The sequence below is a fragment of the Pseudomonas sp. Tn43 genome (assembly GCF_014192635.1).
Lineage (GTDB): Bacteria > Pseudomonadota > Gammaproteobacteria > Pseudomonadales > Pseudomonadaceae > Aquipseudomonas.
The window spans coordinates 613,992-630,254 of sequence record NZ_JACHYG010000001.1 but is presented as its reverse complement, the minus strand read 5'-3'; the positions used below and the strand labels follow the sequence as shown (position 1 = coordinate 630,254).

At 60.5% G+C, this 16,263-nt stretch carries 10 protein-coding genes; 3 read left to right on the top strand and 7 right to left on the bottom strand.

The features are described 5' to 3' along the window. Positions 1-35 precede the first annotated feature (35 nt). From FHW68_RS02765 to FHW68_RS02750, 4 genes are all read right to left on the bottom strand, one after another. Complete coding sequence (locus FHW68_RS02765; RefSeq protein WP_183678627.1) at positions 36-3,098, bottom strand: amino acid adenylation domain-containing protein; 3,063 nt, start codon at positions 3,096-3,098, stop codon at positions 36-38. Positions 3,099-3,210: 112 nt separating this feature from the next. Beyond that, positions 3,211-4,257, bottom strand: coding sequence for a TauD/TfdA family dioxygenase (locus FHW68_RS02760; protein WP_183678624.1), 1,047 nt, complete (start codon positions 4,255-4,257; stop codon positions 3,211-3,213). Between the two features lie 17 nt (positions 4,258-4,274). Then, positions 4,275-7,703, bottom strand: a complete 3,429-nt coding sequence (locus tag FHW68_RS02755) for a condensation domain-containing protein (protein ID WP_183678622.1) — start codon at positions 7,701-7,703, stop codon at positions 4,275-4,277. A gap of 7 nt (positions 7,704-7,710) precedes the next feature. Then, complete coding sequence (locus FHW68_RS02750; RefSeq protein ID WP_183678620.1) at positions 7,711-8,688, bottom strand: TauD/TfdA family dioxygenase; 978 nt, start codon at positions 8,686-8,688, stop codon at positions 7,711-7,713. Positions 8,689-8,945: 257 nt separating this feature from the next. Here FHW68_RS02750 and FHW68_RS02745 point away from each other — a divergent pair, with 257 nt between their 5' ends. From FHW68_RS02745 to FHW68_RS02735, 3 genes are all read left to right on the top strand, one after another. After that, positions 8,946-11,006 carry a TonB-dependent receptor gene (locus FHW68_RS02745; RefSeq protein ID WP_183678619.1) on the top strand — a complete coding sequence of 687 codons (2,061 nt, stop codon included), beginning with the start codon at positions 8,946-8,948 and terminating at the stop codon, positions 11,004-11,006. A gap of 121 nt (positions 11,007-11,127) precedes the next feature. Then, positions 11,128-12,549 (top strand): diaminobutyrate--2-oxoglutarate transaminase, encoded by a 1,422-nt coding sequence (locus FHW68_RS02740; RefSeq protein ID WP_183678617.1) that lies wholly within the window; start codon positions 11,128-11,130, stop codon positions 12,547-12,549. Between the two features lie 263 nt (positions 12,550-12,812). Continuing rightward, positions 12,813-13,388 (top strand): hypothetical protein, encoded by a 576-nt coding sequence (locus FHW68_RS02735; RefSeq protein WP_095632945.1) that lies wholly within the window; start codon positions 12,813-12,815, stop codon positions 13,386-13,388. A gap of 121 nt (positions 13,389-13,509) precedes the next feature. On the opposite strand, the gene FHW68_RS02730 is transcribed toward FHW68_RS02735, so the two are convergent. The 3 genes from FHW68_RS02730 to FHW68_RS02720 form a co-directional block, all read right to left on the bottom strand. Further along, on the bottom strand, positions 13,510-13,692 hold the full coding sequence (locus FHW68_RS02730; RefSeq protein WP_183678615.1) for a hypothetical protein: 183 nt from the start codon (positions 13,690-13,692) through the stop codon (positions 13,510-13,512). Positions 13,693-13,819: 127 nt separating this feature from the next. Further along, on the bottom strand, positions 13,820-15,085 hold the full coding sequence (locus FHW68_RS02725; protein WP_183678613.1) for a nitrate/nitrite transporter: 1,266 nt from the start codon (positions 15,083-15,085) through the stop codon (positions 13,820-13,822). A 38-nt stretch (positions 15,086-15,123) separates the two neighbouring features. After that, positions 15,124-16,194 carry a sugar phosphate isomerase/epimerase gene (locus FHW68_RS02720; RefSeq protein ID WP_183678611.1) on the bottom strand — a complete coding sequence of 357 codons (1,071 nt, stop codon included), beginning with the start codon at positions 16,192-16,194 and terminating at the stop codon, positions 15,124-15,126. Positions 16,195-16,263: the final 69 nt, after the last annotated feature.

Here is a 16,263-nt window from a genome sequence, read left to right as displayed (position 1 = left end):
AAAAGGGGCGACGATGTGGCGAGGTGGGCAGCCGATCAAAATTCGTTCTCGTCGAGTTCAGCCATCAGCGCCTGCATCTCGTCATCGGACAGGCCCGAAGCGCTGAACTCGGTGCTCTGGGCTTCAGGCGGCGCACTGTTGGCGGTCACGGGCTGGGCGACTTCAGCCATGGCGGCGATGGTCTGGTGCTCGAAGACATGCTTGGCCGAGAGCGCGATGCCTTGCTCGTGGGCCTGGGCCACCACTTGCAGGCTCAGGATCGAATCGCCGCCAATGGCGAAAAAGTTCTCGGTGACGCTCACGGTCGGCAGTTTCAGGACCTTGGCGACGATGGCTTGCAGGGAGGTTTCCATTGCATTGCGCGGCGCCACGTGGGCGCTTTCGTCGAACTGATCCGGGTCGGGCAACTGGCGGGTGTCGAGCTTGCCGTTGGGGGTGCGCGGGAACGTCGTCAGGGTCAGCACCCGGGCCGGCACCATGTACGAGGGCAGGCGTTCACCGAGGAAACGCTTGATCGCTTCCGAGTCCGGCGCATAACCATGGGCGGCCACGATGTAAGCCAGCAGACGCTTGCCGGCGGCGTGTTCTTGCACGATCACCGCGGCTTCGCGCACGTCGCTGTGGCTGCACAGTTGACGCTCGATTTCCCCGAGTTCGATGCGGTAGCCGCGCAACTTGACCTGATGGTCTTTGCGGCCGAGGAACGTCAGGCGCCCATCCGCCAGCCAGCAGGCCAGGTCGCCCGTGCGGTAGGCGCGGGTGCCGTCGGCGAGCGTGACGAAGGCTTTGGCGGTTTCTTCGGGTTTGTTGCGATAACCGCGGGCCAGGGTTGGGCCGGCGAGAACGATTTCCCCCGGTTCGCCGATGCCGCTGCTGATGCCGTGTTCATTCAGCACACGCAGATCCATGCCGGCAATCGGCCGGCCAATGGTCAATGTCCGGCTCGGGTCCAGCACTTCATAAGTGGCCCAGACCGTGGCTTCGGTGGGGCCGTATTCGTTCACCAGTCGCGCCTTCGGCAAGGTCTTGCTGTGCTGGGCGATCAACGACGGCGGGCAGGCTTCACCGGCAACAATCCAGCACTCGAGGCTGTCGGTACTTTCGGCGCGTTGCAGTGGATCGAGCAGGGCTTGATAGAGCGACGGCAGCGACAGACCGTGACTGACCCGATGCCGGGCAATCAACTGGGCCAGACGGGACATCTCCAGTTCTTCGCCGGTCGCCGGCAATACCAGACGCCCGCCCTGGGCCAGTGTCCAGAAAATCCCGGCGACCGAGCTGTCGAAGGCAAACGAGGACAACAACAAATAAGCGCGCACCGGCGTCTCATAGGAGGCCATGCGCACCTGGGTGGAGAAGCTCAACGCACTGTGGCTGATTTCCACGGCTTTCGGTGCGCCGGTGGAACCTGAGGTGTAAATCAGATACGCCAGGTCGTCCGCGCCTGGCAAGGGCAGTGGTGGCAGGTCGCTGGACTCGGGCGCCGTCAGGTCGTCGAGCACGAAGCGTTGCAGTGTGGCGGGCACGCTGTCGGCTAACTCCGCGCTGACCACGATGTGCGCAATGGTGCTGTCGGCGAGCATGTAGGCGCGACGATCCGCCGGGTAGGTCGGATCAACCGGTACGTAAGCGCCCCCGGCTTTCAACACCGCAAGCATGGCGACAATGGCGGCGTTGCTGCGGGCGAACAGAATGCCTACGGGCACGCCTGCACCGATACCGGCCGCCACCAGTTGATGAGCCAGATGCGTGGCGCAGGCATCGAGGCGGGCGTAACTCAAGTCGCCGTCCTTGTCGCTGAGGGCGATGGCGTTCGGCTGCCGATGAACCTGACGGGCGATCAGCTCGACCAGCGTCACCGGTTCGATCAGCGGCAGGTTCGGTCGGGCGTCGATAATCTGCGCTTGCAACGGCCCGCTCAGTGGCAGATGAGCCCAGGCTTGTGGCGGCTCGGCCAGTGCGCCCAGCAACAGTTGCAGCCATTGTTCGGCGAGGCAGGCCGCCGCGTCGGCGCTTAATGCATGGCGGTCGTAAATCACATGGGTGTACAGGCTGTCGGGCAATTGACGGACGTTCAGGCAGGCCTTCGCCGGGTTCATTACGGCGCTGGCAAAACGTTCCCGGGCATCGCCCGAACGCCAGGCAAAGGCGTAACCGCCATTGAGGTCCTGGGTGTAATAGTCCTGCCAGCCAACCGTACGCTCGACCATGGCCGCGACATGTTGGCTTTGCTCTTGCAGCGTCGCCTGGCCATCCAGATCGATGCGCACCGGCAGGCACTGCTCGAACAAGCCCAACGCGCTTTCCAGTTCCGGGCCGCGGCTTTCATGGACCAGGGTGATTGGAACTTGCTGCTGACCGGCCAGGCGCCCGAGGACGGCGGCCCAGGCGGTCAGCATCAGGTTCGAGGTCAGGGCCGGGTGGCGGGCGAGGTCGGCGGGTAAGGCCAGATCCACTCGCGCCGGGGCAAACCCGTCGCCGCTGCTGGATTCAAGCGACAGCTGCAAGGCCGGCTGTTCGGTTTCGCTCAGCGGTTTCCAGAAGTTCACGCCGGGATGGTTCGGCTCGTCTTCTGTCAGGCTCCAGCGCCACTCGGCGTAATCGGCATACTGCAGCGCTTCGGCCAGATCCGGGGTGGCGTCTTGCAGCAGCGCAGCGGCGAGCAGTTGCAGGCTGGCGAGGTCGAAGTGGCTGCTGACGGCGGCCAGGTCCAGCACCGACTGTTCGTCCGACAGTCGCACCAGCGTCACGGACAGTGGCGTCGTCCAGTCACGGGGCTGTGCGGCAAGGCTGGCCAGTGTGGCGTCCTGATCGGCGAGGCTGTGCTCACGCAGATCCTGCACCGCCACAGGCAGCGCGCCGGTGTCGTGAATCACCTGTACCGGGTGGCGCAAACCTGGCACCGGCATCAGGCGCGTGCGCAAGATTTCACTGTCGGCTATCAGCGCCAGCAGACGGCTGTTCAGCGCATCCAGATCCACCGGTTGGCACAGTGACCATTGCAAATGGCAACTGAAGGGGTGTTCAGCCGCACCATTGATGTGGGGGTATACAGAGGCCTGTTGCGGCGAAATACGAAAACCTTGGAGTCCGCTCATGTTCAACTCGACTAAAAATGGGGGTTAAACCTGGGCCATGGCAGAGGTGCGGAGGCTCGCTGACCGGTTGTCAGGTGAGCCTCTTGCAAACAGCGGATGTGCCCTTGAAAGGTCAGACGGCGACGTCGCGTTGCAGCAGGGCTTCGGCCATGCCGGTCATGATTGCGCGTTCGCCGGTGAAGGGTTCGCGACCATGCACTGCGAGCATGTTGTCGATGAACAACACGTCGCCCTGCTGCCAGCTGAACCGCACCAGCGAGTCGAGGTAGGCCGCTCGCAGCGATTCCAGTACGTGCGGTTCGATCGGTTCGCCGTCGCCATAAAAGGTGTTGGTTGGCAGGTCGAGGTCGTTGAAGTTGCTTTGCAGCGAATCGCGGATCGCCGGGGGCAAGGTGCTGATGTGGAAGAAGGTCGCGTGGTTGAACCAGACTTCTTCACCGGTACGCGGATGACGCACCACCGCCGGCCCGCGCTGACGGGTACGCAGGCGGTTGTTTTCTTTCCATTCCACTTCGATGCCGACGCTGGCGCAGTAGGTTTCCACCTCTTTGCGGTCTTCGGACTGGAACACGGTCTGCCACGGCAGGCCGAAACCGTCGCCGTAGTTGCGCACGTACAGCACGCCTTTTTCACGGAACCGCGCTTCAATTTCGGGGCTGATGCTGGCCTTCACCGCGCGGGTCGAGCCGATGGGGGTTTCGCCGCCGGTCTCGGACGGGATGTGGCAGTAGAAGAACAGCCGCAGCGGGAAGCGTGGCGAATAGGAATGTTCGTTGTGGGGGAAAATCATCTGGTCGGCCGGGTAGTCGGTCGAGGTGTAGATGTTGCCGCCGACCCGCGTGCGCGGCGAAGCACGGAACATGTATTCCAGTGCGCCAGGGGAGAGGGCGGCAATCACCTGATCGAATTGCTCCACGGACAGCACCGAGAACCCGCGAAACAGCAGGGCGCCGTATTGCAGCAGTTTTTTCTCCAGGGACTCGCGTTCACGGGTCGCCCAGGCGACCAGATCGACGCCGCTGACCGCCGGTTCGATCACCAGCGGCAAGGCGTGGTCCGGGCTCAGGAGGCGCTCGCTGACCAGTTGCTGTTCCGAGACGTTCATGGCTTTGCGACGCACGCCGCCAAGGGCGCGAGACTGTGGGGGCACGATAGACATAAAGGCATCCAACTCGGTTAAAGGGTCAGTGAGCGACGTTTGGTTTGCTTCATCTGGCTGCGACCGGCCAGGGCTTGGGATTGTTGGCGTTCACGCTGCAAATCCTGATCGAGGGTATCCAGCCGTTCGGCCAATGCGGGCAGCGGTTCGGCCAGCAGGTTTGGGGCCTCGCCCAGCAGGTACGTCCACAGGTGTTGCAGGCGCACGGCGCGATCCTGATCGAAGTATTCGCCGCGGTATTTGAGGGTCGCGTCAATGCCTGTGGCGCCATGCACCAGATCGAGCACCAGGTGTAAATCGCCCGGCGCCTGGGCCACATCCAGCGCACTCATGTGCGCACCGGCGATATCGGTCGGTGTTATCCGTGACGGTTGATAGTTGAGCTTGACCTGGAACAGCGGCGAGTGACCGGGGCGGCGCTGCGGTGCAAGCGCCGACACCACCAGATCGAAAGGCAGGCCTTGGTGGGCGTAAGCCCGTCGCGCCTCATCGCGCACCCGTTCCAGGAAACCGCCCAGGGTCGGTTCGCCGTGCAGGTCACAGCGCAGGGTCAACTGATTGACGAAGAAGCCGATGACGTCGTTATGTTCCGCCAGCGGACGGCCGCTGACATCGGTGCCCAGCAGAAATTGTTGTTGCCCACCCAATTGCTTGAGCACCAGTTGATAGCTGGCCAGCAGCAGCATGAACAGGGTCATGCCTTGTTTGCGGGCCAGTGCCGTCAAGGTTTCGCACGTGGCCTGGGGCAGGGTGAAGTTCAGGCTGTGTTCGCCGGGGATCTGACCGCTGCCACCCAGCTCGAGGGTATGCGGTACCGTTGCCAGATGTTCGCGCCAGAACTGTTGTTCGGTGGCGATGCGTTCGGCGCTCCAGTGTTCGGCTTCCCATTGGGCGAAATCCAGATACTGCACCGGCGGTTCGTCAGTGACCGAGCCGGCCAGTTCGGCCAGCAACACTTGCGCCGAACGTCCATCGAAGGCGATGTGGTGCAGGGTCAATAACAGGTCGTGTCGCTGGTCATCGCGGCTGAGCAACTGCGCGCGCAGCAGCGGCCCTGTCTCGAGTTCGACCGGCGTGGCGTGTTCGTTGGCCAGGCAGTCGCTGAGGGTTTGCTGTTGCTGTGCCTCGCTCTGATCACGCAAATCGTGCCGGGTCAGGGGTACGGCGGTGGCCGGCAACACCTGTTGCTGCGGGCCATCGACACCATCGCGATACACCGTGCGTAACACGCTGTGACGGTTGACCAGGGTATTGAGGCGCAACGCCAGGGTTTCGACGTCGAGCGGACCTTGCAGGCTCAGGTGCAACACCAGGTTGTGCCGGGTATCGTCCGGGTTCAATTGGCGCAAGAACCACAAGCGACTTTGCGCAAATGATTGCCGACTTTGGCTGACGCTGGCACGTGCGATCGATGTGCTGGTCGCGGGTGATGGCTCGCTCAGGAAAACCTGCAAGGCCAGCGCCCATTGCGCCAGGGTCTGTTCGCCGAACAGGCTTTGGGTGTCGAGACTCCAGCCCAGATCCTGGTACAGGCGAGCGGCAAAATCGGCCACGCTGATGGAGTCCAGGCCGAGGCCGATCAGGCTGAGTTCGAAGTCTGCCGCCAGATACGGGTTGACCTCGCGCAGGGTTTGCTCGAGCCATTGACGGCACGCGGCCTGCGCAAGTTGCGGCGCAGTGCCCACCAGATGCTTCAGTTGAATGAGGTCAAGGGTTTCGCTGTTCGAGGCGATCGGCCCACCGCTCTGGGCGATGATGCTCAAGGTGCCCGCCGCCAATTGCTTGCGTGCGCCCTGACGGGCGATCTTGCCGCTGGTGGTCATGGGAATGGTGCCGGCTTCCACCAGAACGATCTGGTCGATGCCACAGTCGGCGGCTTCGCGCACGGCGTTTTGTATCGAGGCAAACAGCGCCGGATGTCGCGCCGGGTCGACGAACTTACGCTGGGGCTCGGCGACGATCACCAGTTTCTCGCGACCCAGCAGCGGGTCCATTTCCGAGAAGGCGGCGATGCGCCCGGTACGGATGCCCGGCTCGGCATCGGTAATGGCGAATTCAATGTCGTGGGGGTACAGGTTGCGGCCGTTGAGAATCAGCAAGTCCTTGAGTCGACCGCAAATGACCACTTGGCCTTCGTGCATGAAACCCAGGTCGCCGGAGCGCAGGTAATGACCAGGTTCTCCCACGATTTGCGCTTCGAAAGCCTCGCGGCTGGCTTCGGGGTTTTTCCAGTAGGCCTCGGCATTGCTCGGGCCTTGCAGCCAGACTTCACCGATGTGATCAGTAGCGCAACGGTGGTGATTGTGCGGATTGACGATGGCAATGTCGTGCAGTGCCTGCGGATAACCGCAGGCGACGAACTCCACGGCAGCGGCATCGGCGGCGGCCAAGACGGCGCGACCGGTTTCCAGCACGGCCTTGTCCAGGCGCAATACCACCGGCAACGCGTCGGCCGGCGTGGCACTGACACACAGCGTCGCTTCGGCCTGGCCGTAACCGGGGCTGATTGCCAGCGGGTTGAGACCGCAAGCGGCAAAGCGCTGGGCGAAGGCTTCGAGGGTGCCGGGGTGGATCGGTTCGGCACCGTTGATTGCATGTTGCCAGGCGCTGAGGTCGAGCTGTGCGATGAGGTTGTCGCTGACCACCCGGTTGCACAGGGCATAGGCGAAATTGGGGGCGAAACTGGCGGTGGCGCGGTAGCGGCTCAACGCTTGCAGCCAGGTCGACGGTGCGTTGACGAAGGTCTGCGAGGCCATCAGGTAGCAAGGCATGCCGCTGTAAAGCGGGGCCAGCATACCGCCGATCAGACCCATGTCATGGTACAGCGGCAGCCAGTTGACCATGGCGCCATGCTCATCGAAACCATAGGCCTGGCGCATCAGTTCGACGTTGGCGATCAAGTTGCGCTGGCGTACTTCAACGCCTTTGGGCGTGCCGGTGGAGCCCGAGGTGTATTGCAGGAATGCCACGGTCGCACCGTCGACATCCGGACGTTGCCACTCACTGGCCGGCGGCGTACCGAGGTCCTGGACCGTCAATACGTCGACCTGGCCTTCCACCAGTTCCAGCAAACCCTGGCAATGATCCGCAGGCGCGAGAATCAGCGCGGGTTCGGCATCCACTACCACGTTGCGTACCCGGTCCAGGTGGCGCGGTTTGCGCGACGGTGGCGGGAACAGCGGCACGGCGATCAGGCCGGCATATAAACAGGCGCAAAACGCCCGGGCGTAGTCGAGGCTGCTGGGCAGCATCAACAACACCCGATCGCCCGGTGCGTAGCGCGATTGCAGCGCTGCTGCCAGTGATCGCGACTGCTCGTGCAATTGGGCAAAGGTCAGGGTTTCGCCGATCTCGACGCCGTCTGGCAAAAAGTGCAAGGCCGCACGCTGCGGGAAGTGCAGGGCGTTGGCCTGCAGCACGTCGATCCAGTGTTTGAATGAAAACATGTGCAATTCACGCCATGGCAACGATGACTTTGCGGTCACCGGTGTAAGGGTTGCGGCCGTGAGCGACCAGTCGATTGTCGAGCATCAGGATGTCGCCGGGCTGCCAGGGAAAACTGATGGCGGTTTGGCGGTAAACCTCGCGCACGGTGTCCAGCACACCGTCGGGAATGGCCGAGCCGTCGCCGAAGTAAACGTGGCGTGGCAGGTTCGCTTCACCCACCGCCGCCAGCAGGCTGGCGCGTACACCCGGTTCAATGGCCGATACGTGGAACAGATGCGCCTGATTGAACCAGACCCACTCACCGCTATCGGGATGCTGCAGCACGGCGGCGCAACGCTGACGGGTGCGCAGGTCGCCATCGGCTTTCCATTCCCACTCGATGTCGTTGTCCAGGCAGTAGCGTTCAACCTGGGCGCGGTCTTGGGTGTTGAAGACTTTCTGCCAGGGCAGATCCAGCGCGCCGCTGTAATTGCGCACATAGAGAAGCTCGCGGCTGGCAAACAGCTCGCGGATCTCGGTGGGCATGCGCTGGTAGATCAGGCGGCTGTCGGCAATCGGCGTTTCGCCACCGGTTTCACTGGCCTTGATGCAGTGGAACCAGATGCGCGAAGGCCACGGCCGGGTATAGGCCTGCTCGTTGTGCAAGGAAATGAATTGATGAGCCGGGTATTCGGTGGAGCTATAGACCCCGGCGAAGACTTTGCTACGCGGCGTGGAGCCGAATTCGTAGCTGGCCAGCGGTGCGCCGAAACTGGCGGCGAAGCGCTTGAAATCGATGGGCGTGGGCACGCTGAAACCGCGAAACAGGACGCCACCGACAGTCGTCAGCGCTTGGTCCAGGGTGGCACGAATCGAAGTGTCCAGGTCATGGATCGATTGTCCCGGTTTCGCCTCTATCAGCACCGGCAACGTTGTCTCGTGGCCAGCCGCTGGAGCATCGGGCAAGGGTTCGAAACGCTCGCTCAGGTGTTCGATCGACGTCATCCGTGCGCATCCTCTTTTCTATCTTTTATCAGTCAGGCGGAGGGCGTTGGCGACCCTGGAAACCGGCAAAGGTGGCTACGTTTGTGGTCCGCTGAAATGTAGTGTCTGCGATACAGGGCGGCATATTTATTACAAATGAGATCTATTATCAATCTTATTCCTTTATTTTTTTTTTTGGATTAGACTCCCGCCGGCTGGGGAAACACAGCGTTCTGGACATAGAAAAAACACCAATATCTGTCGCAGGGGAACGGGGCGTGAATTTCAAAAAAACTACAATGGCACTGGCTGTGGGGTCGGCGATCTGCTTGTCCAACACTGTGTGGGCAGCTGAACAATCCAACACGATGGAGATTGCTCCGATCACAGTGAAGGGTGAAAAAATCGACCGCACCCTGGAGCAAACCCAGTCGAGTGTCGTCGTGGTCACCGACAAGCAACTGCGCGAGAAGGAGGATCACAGCCTCGTCGACGTGTTCGCCCGAACGCCGGGCGTCTACAACCAGCCAGGTAATGAAAACTGGGGTATTCGCGGCGTACCGGTATCCGGCTTCGAAGACCAGGGCCCGGCCACGCTCAACGGTGCAGTTTCGGTGTTCGTCGACGGCGCCGTGCAACCGAACCGCGCATTGACCCTTAGCCCGATGCCGCTGTGGGACGTCGAGCAGATCGAAGTGTTCCTCGGTCCGCAATCCACTACCCAGGGCCGCAACTCGCTGGCCGGTGCGGTCGTCATCCAGACCAAGAACCCGACGTTCGAACCAAGCCTTTCATTACAGGGCAACATGGGCAGCTACGGTGAGAGCGGAGGGGCGCTTGCCGGTGGTGGCGCGATTGTCGATGACAAGATCGCCGGTCGTATCGCCGTGGATTACCAGGACGGTGACGGTTACATCGACAACATCGCACTCGACAATGATGCCAACCCGACCCGCACCTACAATGCCCGGGGAAAACTGCTGATCCTGCCGAACGACGATCTGGATGTGCTGCTGACTTACGCCCATGGTGAAAGCCGCAAGGGTGACAACTCGGTCATGCGCGAAAACGGCAAGGTCCGCTATTACGACGTGTCGTCCGACACCAAGGCTTACGACAAACTCGAACAAGACACCCTCAGCGCCAAGGTGGATTACCGCCTGGACGATAACTGGTCCATTACCAGCCTCACCGCCAATACCCGTTCGGACTATGACGCCCGCCTGGACTTCGACCAGACAGCCGACGCCAACCAGGTCGTTCTGCGCACGCAGGATGGCGACCTGTTCAGTCAGGAGCTGCGCCTGAACTACGCCGGTGACACGGTGAAGAGCTTCATGGGTGTCTACTACGGCCACAACACCAACAATTTCCATGACCAGTTGTTGTTTGGCAACGAGCTGGTCGGCACCGTCAAGGGTGATACGACGATAGAAAACAAGGCGGTGTTCGGTGAAATCAACTGGACGTTCGCCCCGCGCTGGACACTGATCACCGGGCTGCGCTACGACCACGAGAAGAACGACACCGATATCGAACAGGACGACTTCTCCACCTCGGGTAAAACCAGCAAGTCGTTCGATGCCGTATTGCCGAAGCTGGGTATCGACTATGAACTGGCTGCCAATCAGTACGTAGGCTTTATGGTGCAGAAAGGCTATCGCGGTGGTGGCGTCAACGTTCGTACCGGTACCGGTCACGAAGCCTACGATCCGGAATACACCACCAACTACGAGTTGTCCTACCGCGGCTCGTTCTTCGACCAGACCCTGCGTACCCGCGCCAACCTGTACTACACCGACTGGAAAGACCAGCAGGTCAGTGTGCTGGATACGAACACCGACTTCGTTCACGTGTTCAACGCCGGGAGCAGTGGCATCAAGGGGCTGGAAGTCTCCGTCGAGAAGGACTTCACCGAACAGCTGACCCTGACGGCCGGTGCCTCCATTACCGATGGCAAGTACAAGGACTTCGTCACGGGCGATGGCAGGGACATGAGTGGCGAGGACTTCCTCTATTCGCCCAAGTACAAGATATCGCTGGGCGGTACCTATCGCTGGAATGACCGGTTGACCCTGAACACCGACCTCATTTACCAGAGCACCTCGCCGTCGGAGTACGAGTTCGATGACGCGGGTCAAGTCACTAATGAGCGCAAGAGCGACGCTTACTGGCTGACCAACTTCAACGCCGAGTACAAGATCACCAAGAACGTCGCAGTGTCCGGTTACGTGAAAAACGCCTTTGACAAGGAATACATCACCAACAACCGCGGCGGCGACATCATCGATGTCGGCGCACCACGCACCGTGGGTCTGGTTCTGCGCTACGACATGTAAAGCGACGACGAAATGGAAGCGGGGGAAGGATTTCCCGCGTCCGGTTTCACGGCTATCGATCTGAAGCATTCGTTTCAGGCAGCCCTGTTCCCTTCCAAACCCAGCCTCCCTGGAGGAAATCATGAGTGCTTTTTCGAATGTCACATTGGGTGGCGCGCAACAGCTACGCCTGTTGCATACCGGTCTGTCGAGCCCGTACTGCCTTGATCCGACGCCGATGCTGGAACGCCAGCAACAGCAGGAGTCCAACGCCCGCAGTTACCCTCGGCGTATTCCGCTGGTGCTGGAGCGGGCCCACGGCATCTATGTGCAGGACAGTCGCGGACAGGTGTTCGTCGATTGCCTGGCCGGTGCCGGCACCCTGGCGCTGGGTCACAACCATCCGGTGATTATCGAAGCCATCACTCAGGTCATGGCCTCGGGTGTGCCGATGCATACCCTTGACCTCATGACTCCGGTGAAGGACGCATTCGTACAGGAAATCTTCGGCTGCCTGCCAGCCGACTTTGCGCGTAACGCGCGCATCCAGTTTTGTGGCCCCAGTGGTGCCGATGCCGTAGAAGCAGCGCTCAAGCTGACCCGCACCGCCACTGGCCGGCATTCGGTACTGGCCTTTGAAGGGGCCTACCACGGCATGACCCTGGGGACGCTGGCGATCAGCGGCAACCTGTCGCCGAAAAACGCCCTGGGCGGTTTGATGGCCGGCGTACAACGCCTGCCGTTCCCCCACGATTACCGTTGCCCGTTCGGGGTGGCTGGCGACCAAGGCGTAACGCTCAACGTGCGCTACCTTGAACATTTGCTCAATGACCCGGAAAGCGGCGTCACCGCGCCGGCAGCGATGATTCTCGAACCCATCCAGGGCGAAGGCGGGGTGATTACCGCGCCCGATCGCTGGATGCAGGAGCTGCGTCGCCTGACCCAGGCCCACGGCATTCCGTTGATCGTCGATGAGATTCAATGCGGCATCGCCCGCAGCGGCAGGATGTTCGGCTTCGAGCATTCGGGCATCCTCCCGGACGTGATTACCTTGTCCAAGGCCATCGGCGGCGGCCTGCCGTTGTCGGTGATGGTGTACAACGATTCCCTGGACGTCTGGCAACCGGGCGCCCACGCCGGCACGTTCCGTGGCAATCAGCTGGCGATGGCGGCCGGTACCGCGACCTTGCGTTTCATCCGCAATGAAGGCCTGGTGGCCCACGCCGAGAAGGCCGGTGCGCATTTGCGCCAGCAGTTGCTGGCGCTGCAAAGCGAATTTGACTGGATCGGCGATGTGCGTGGCCGTGGTCTGATGCTCGGCATGGAAATCGTCGACCCGCAGGGCGCCCTTGATGTTCAAGGCCATCCACCGGTGGATACCATCCGGGCCAAGGCCTTCCAGCAGGCGTGCCTGCAACACGGTCTGATCGTCGAGTTGGGCGGTCGTCACGGTGCTACCGTGCGCTTCCTGCCGCCATTGATCATCACCGAGCAGGAGATCGATTTCGTCGCGCAAATCCTGTTCCGCGCGGCCTGTGCGATCAGCGAGCGTCCGCTTCGCTGAGTCGCCGCAGCAGGGGGCAAGCCTTGCTTGGGGTCTTGTGCATACCCGTGTTTTTTGTCTGGGTCCTGTCTTTGGCGAATCGCTTGCGTCGTCGCCATGGCGCCAACATCGAGTCGGTTATCGAAGAGGGCTGAAGTCAACAGCCGCTTCCAGATGGATGGTTGATTGTGTAACTTGTTGATACAAATATGAATCTGTATCATTTAGTTTCATATCAAGGGTGCGAGGGAGTGCATTACCCATATAAAAATAAGGTCAAGGTAATGCTCAAAATGCTACTCGTGTATGGTCATCTGATTGCCACCTGTATTGCTCTGGGGAGGGTGTTACAGGCGGATCAAAAGCTATGGAGCTGGCGCAAGGATGTGTTGAATGAGATGCAGCGTGAGTATCTCGACGAGACCCAAAAAATCGTCATGCTCGCGCTATTGGCTCTTTGGGGAAGTGGCTTGCTGTTGGTGTTTCAGGGTTACCTCAATGAGGGGAGCGCGTATCTGCTCAATCAAAAACTCTGGGCCAAGGTGAGTGTTGTCGTGCTGCTTAGCCTCAATGGCGCTTTGTTGCACCGGATCGGTTTCCCGCTGCTGCAGAAGGCCCCCTTTGTCTTGTTACGCAACTCCGGCCGCACTCGCCTCGCGCTCTTGGGAGCTCTCTCTATGAGCGGCTGGTTATTTGCCGCTTTCCTGGGGGTAGCTCGAGCGTGGAATCATGTACTTCCTTACTTGCATGTGATGGGGGCTTTTGCTCTGTTCTCGTTGCTTGCTTGTGTGGTGGCGATGATAGTCGCCAGCGCAGCGGGCGTTATGGATGATGAGTTGTCACGTACGGGTAGCAAGTGAAGCCTGGTCGGTTTTCCTTCTCATTTCTGCGGTGCTGCCCTTGCGGTCTTCCAAGGTGATGCGAGTTCAAACTGTCCTCAATAAGTGAACAACGTGCCGCCGCTACGGCGGCACAGGTGGATCAAGAGATTGAGTACTCGATATACAGCCTTTCCAGAGCCTCTTGGTATTTGTCTCCCTTGAGCGTTTTCTTCAGCACTGCCAGTGCCTCGAGCGCTGAGGCCGCAGCCAGCGCCTCGTTCTCTCCCCGGTAGGCGGCGCGTAGCCGTGCTGCTGCGATGATCGATTCTTCAGTCGTTGGCATGTTATTGCCCTCGAAGGTTTGAACCTCACTGATAGTCGCAACCCTCAAGGAATTCAAGTCCAGGGCGATGGCGTGAACCGAGCGCCTTCACCGAAAGGCCTTGGCCTGCCCCGTGAAGGCAATCCGATCAGCTTTGCACCGCCCCAATCCCATCCATTGCCACCGATTTATTTCGCACGCTCCTGTACAACACGCTGGACACCATGAAGCCGACAATGGCCAACAGACTCATCAAACTGAAGACATAGTTATAGCCTTGCTGACCCGGGAAATGGTCGAGGATTGCACCGTAGATGACATAAGCGAACATGCCCGGTGCGTAGCCGATCAGGCAGCCGATACCGAAGGCTGACCCGGTGATGTGCGAAGGGATGCCGACTTCGCCCATGGGTGCCCAGAACACGCCGCGCATGGAAAACACGATCAGTGCGAAGGACAGTGTGGCGGCCATGCCTGCGTAGATAAAGCTCGGGCTTTTCGGAATCAGCAGGATGACGCCCATCAGCGGCAGCAAGGCCAGGAAGGCCCATTTCAAATAGCGGCTGGTGCTCTTGAATTGCTTGTCGGCAATGAAGCCTCCGGCGGGGCCACCGAGGATTTTGAGAAAGTACTGATTGATGATGCCGTAGGCGCCCACCAGTGCCACGGGCAGCCCGTACATTTCCTTGAGGTAGGGAATGAAATAGGTCAGGCCACAGTAGACGATGTAGACCATAAACACGTTAAGACTGACCAGCCAGATACCCGGTACCTTGATGGCTTCAAGGAGGTTCGCCAGACTGTTCTTCGGCTTGGCAATCGACTGCGCACTGCCGCCCTTGAGCAGGAACCAGGTCAGGGTTCCGGCCAGAATGTCGATGACCGAGTAGAACAGGATCGCCGATTTCAGACCGGTTTCACCGGAGCCCATGGCGACGAAAACGCCCAGTGCAGAAAAGGCGACCAGGGTATCAATGACGCCACGCCCACCTTCCAACAGTCCAAACAACCGCCCCTGTTCCTGATCGTCACCCAGGTTGCGGATGGCTTTGAGCAGTGAGGGCCAGAAGAAGCAATCGGCGCAGACGGCCAGCAGGCTGAACACGATCAGCAGATTGCTGAACGGCGGAAAGGTTGCCAGATACAGCCCCAGGCCGCCGGTACCGATCAGGCCGACCGGAATCATTTTGCGCGTATCGTAGCGGTCGGCGAGCATGCCGCCGACGACAAACAGTGCGGTGGCGATGATGGCGTTGGCGCTCAGCAGCAGGCCGATCTCAGTGTGGCTCAAACCCATGAATTCTTGCATGGGGATATAAAAGGCGTCCTTGAGGTTCGCCAGCTTATAGATGGTGCCACCACCGAGGATGAGAATCAGGAATCTGAGCCATTTGGCCTTGTCACGAGTTGTCATTATTGTTCTCCAGGCGTAAGCAGGTTGTAACGTCAGGTTCAGGCGTTTTCGTGGTTGTCCAGGGTCAACTCGGCCAGGGTTCGGAACTCGGCCAGCAGGCCTCGCACATAGGCGACCTGGTTGTTTGCCCAGCGGTGTTCGTCGGCGAGCATCCGTTCGAGCGAATAGCCGTCTGGGAGTGGCGTGTCACTCATTTCCCGGTATGCAATGAAGGGATCGGCAGCCTCAGAGGTCTGGCGGAACGCCGGGGCGATGTAGTGGTTTTCCTGCTCGAGAATGAAGGCGATCACTTGCGGGGTTGAGTCGCCGAGCATCAACAGTTCGAACAACAGGCGGGCGCTTGGCAGGTCGTCTTCGTCGCTGCCCTGCAGCACGCCGTAATGGCCGAAGCCGTTGTGCTCGGGGACAATGCGCACACCTTTGAGGTGGGTCTGGCGTATGTGCGGCGCCAGGGTGCGCAGTGCCGGTAGTGGCTGTTCGCAGGCGTTGATCATGTTGCCGAAATCGAACAAGGCGTGCAGCCGTGGGTGGTTTAGCCGGCTCAGCAATTGCGCGATCTCGGCGCTCTTGAGTTCCTCATGCTGCTCGAAGTCAAAGAACAGGTCGTGCTCGTCTGCCTGCTGCGCGAGGTAATGCAGATCTGACTCGATCATGTCCATGACCCGGGACAGCGCCCCCTCGTAACGCGAGTAAACGCGGATGTTGCGAACCCCCAGCGCCTTGGCGATGGCGATCACCTGATCGACGTCTTTTTTCCGCGTGCTGCTGATTTCCAGGTGCACATCCAGTGCGAGCGCATTGGCCTTGTCGGCAAACGCTTGCAGCTGTGCGGGTGTCATTTGGCTCAGGCTGTTTTCTTCGCCGTCGAGCAAGTGCAGGCTCAGGCCCTGCAGTTCGTGGCGATAGGCGAAGTCCAGCAGGTCGGCGGGTTTGACACGGCCATGGGTGAGGTTGGTCAGCAAGGGGTAGGCATGCGCGAACAAGCGCACCTGCCCAAGGCGGTCGAGCAGTTGGCGGGCCAGTGCTTCAGTCAGCAGGGGAGGTGTTCCATCCTCGGCAGCCTTATGGCTGAGCAAGGCATTGAATCGCTCTTGGATCTTATTGTTCATTTCGAGTCGTTCCTGGTCAGACGCCGGGTCTACCGGCGCAGTCTTTATCGCGCCAGTCAGGAACTCTCG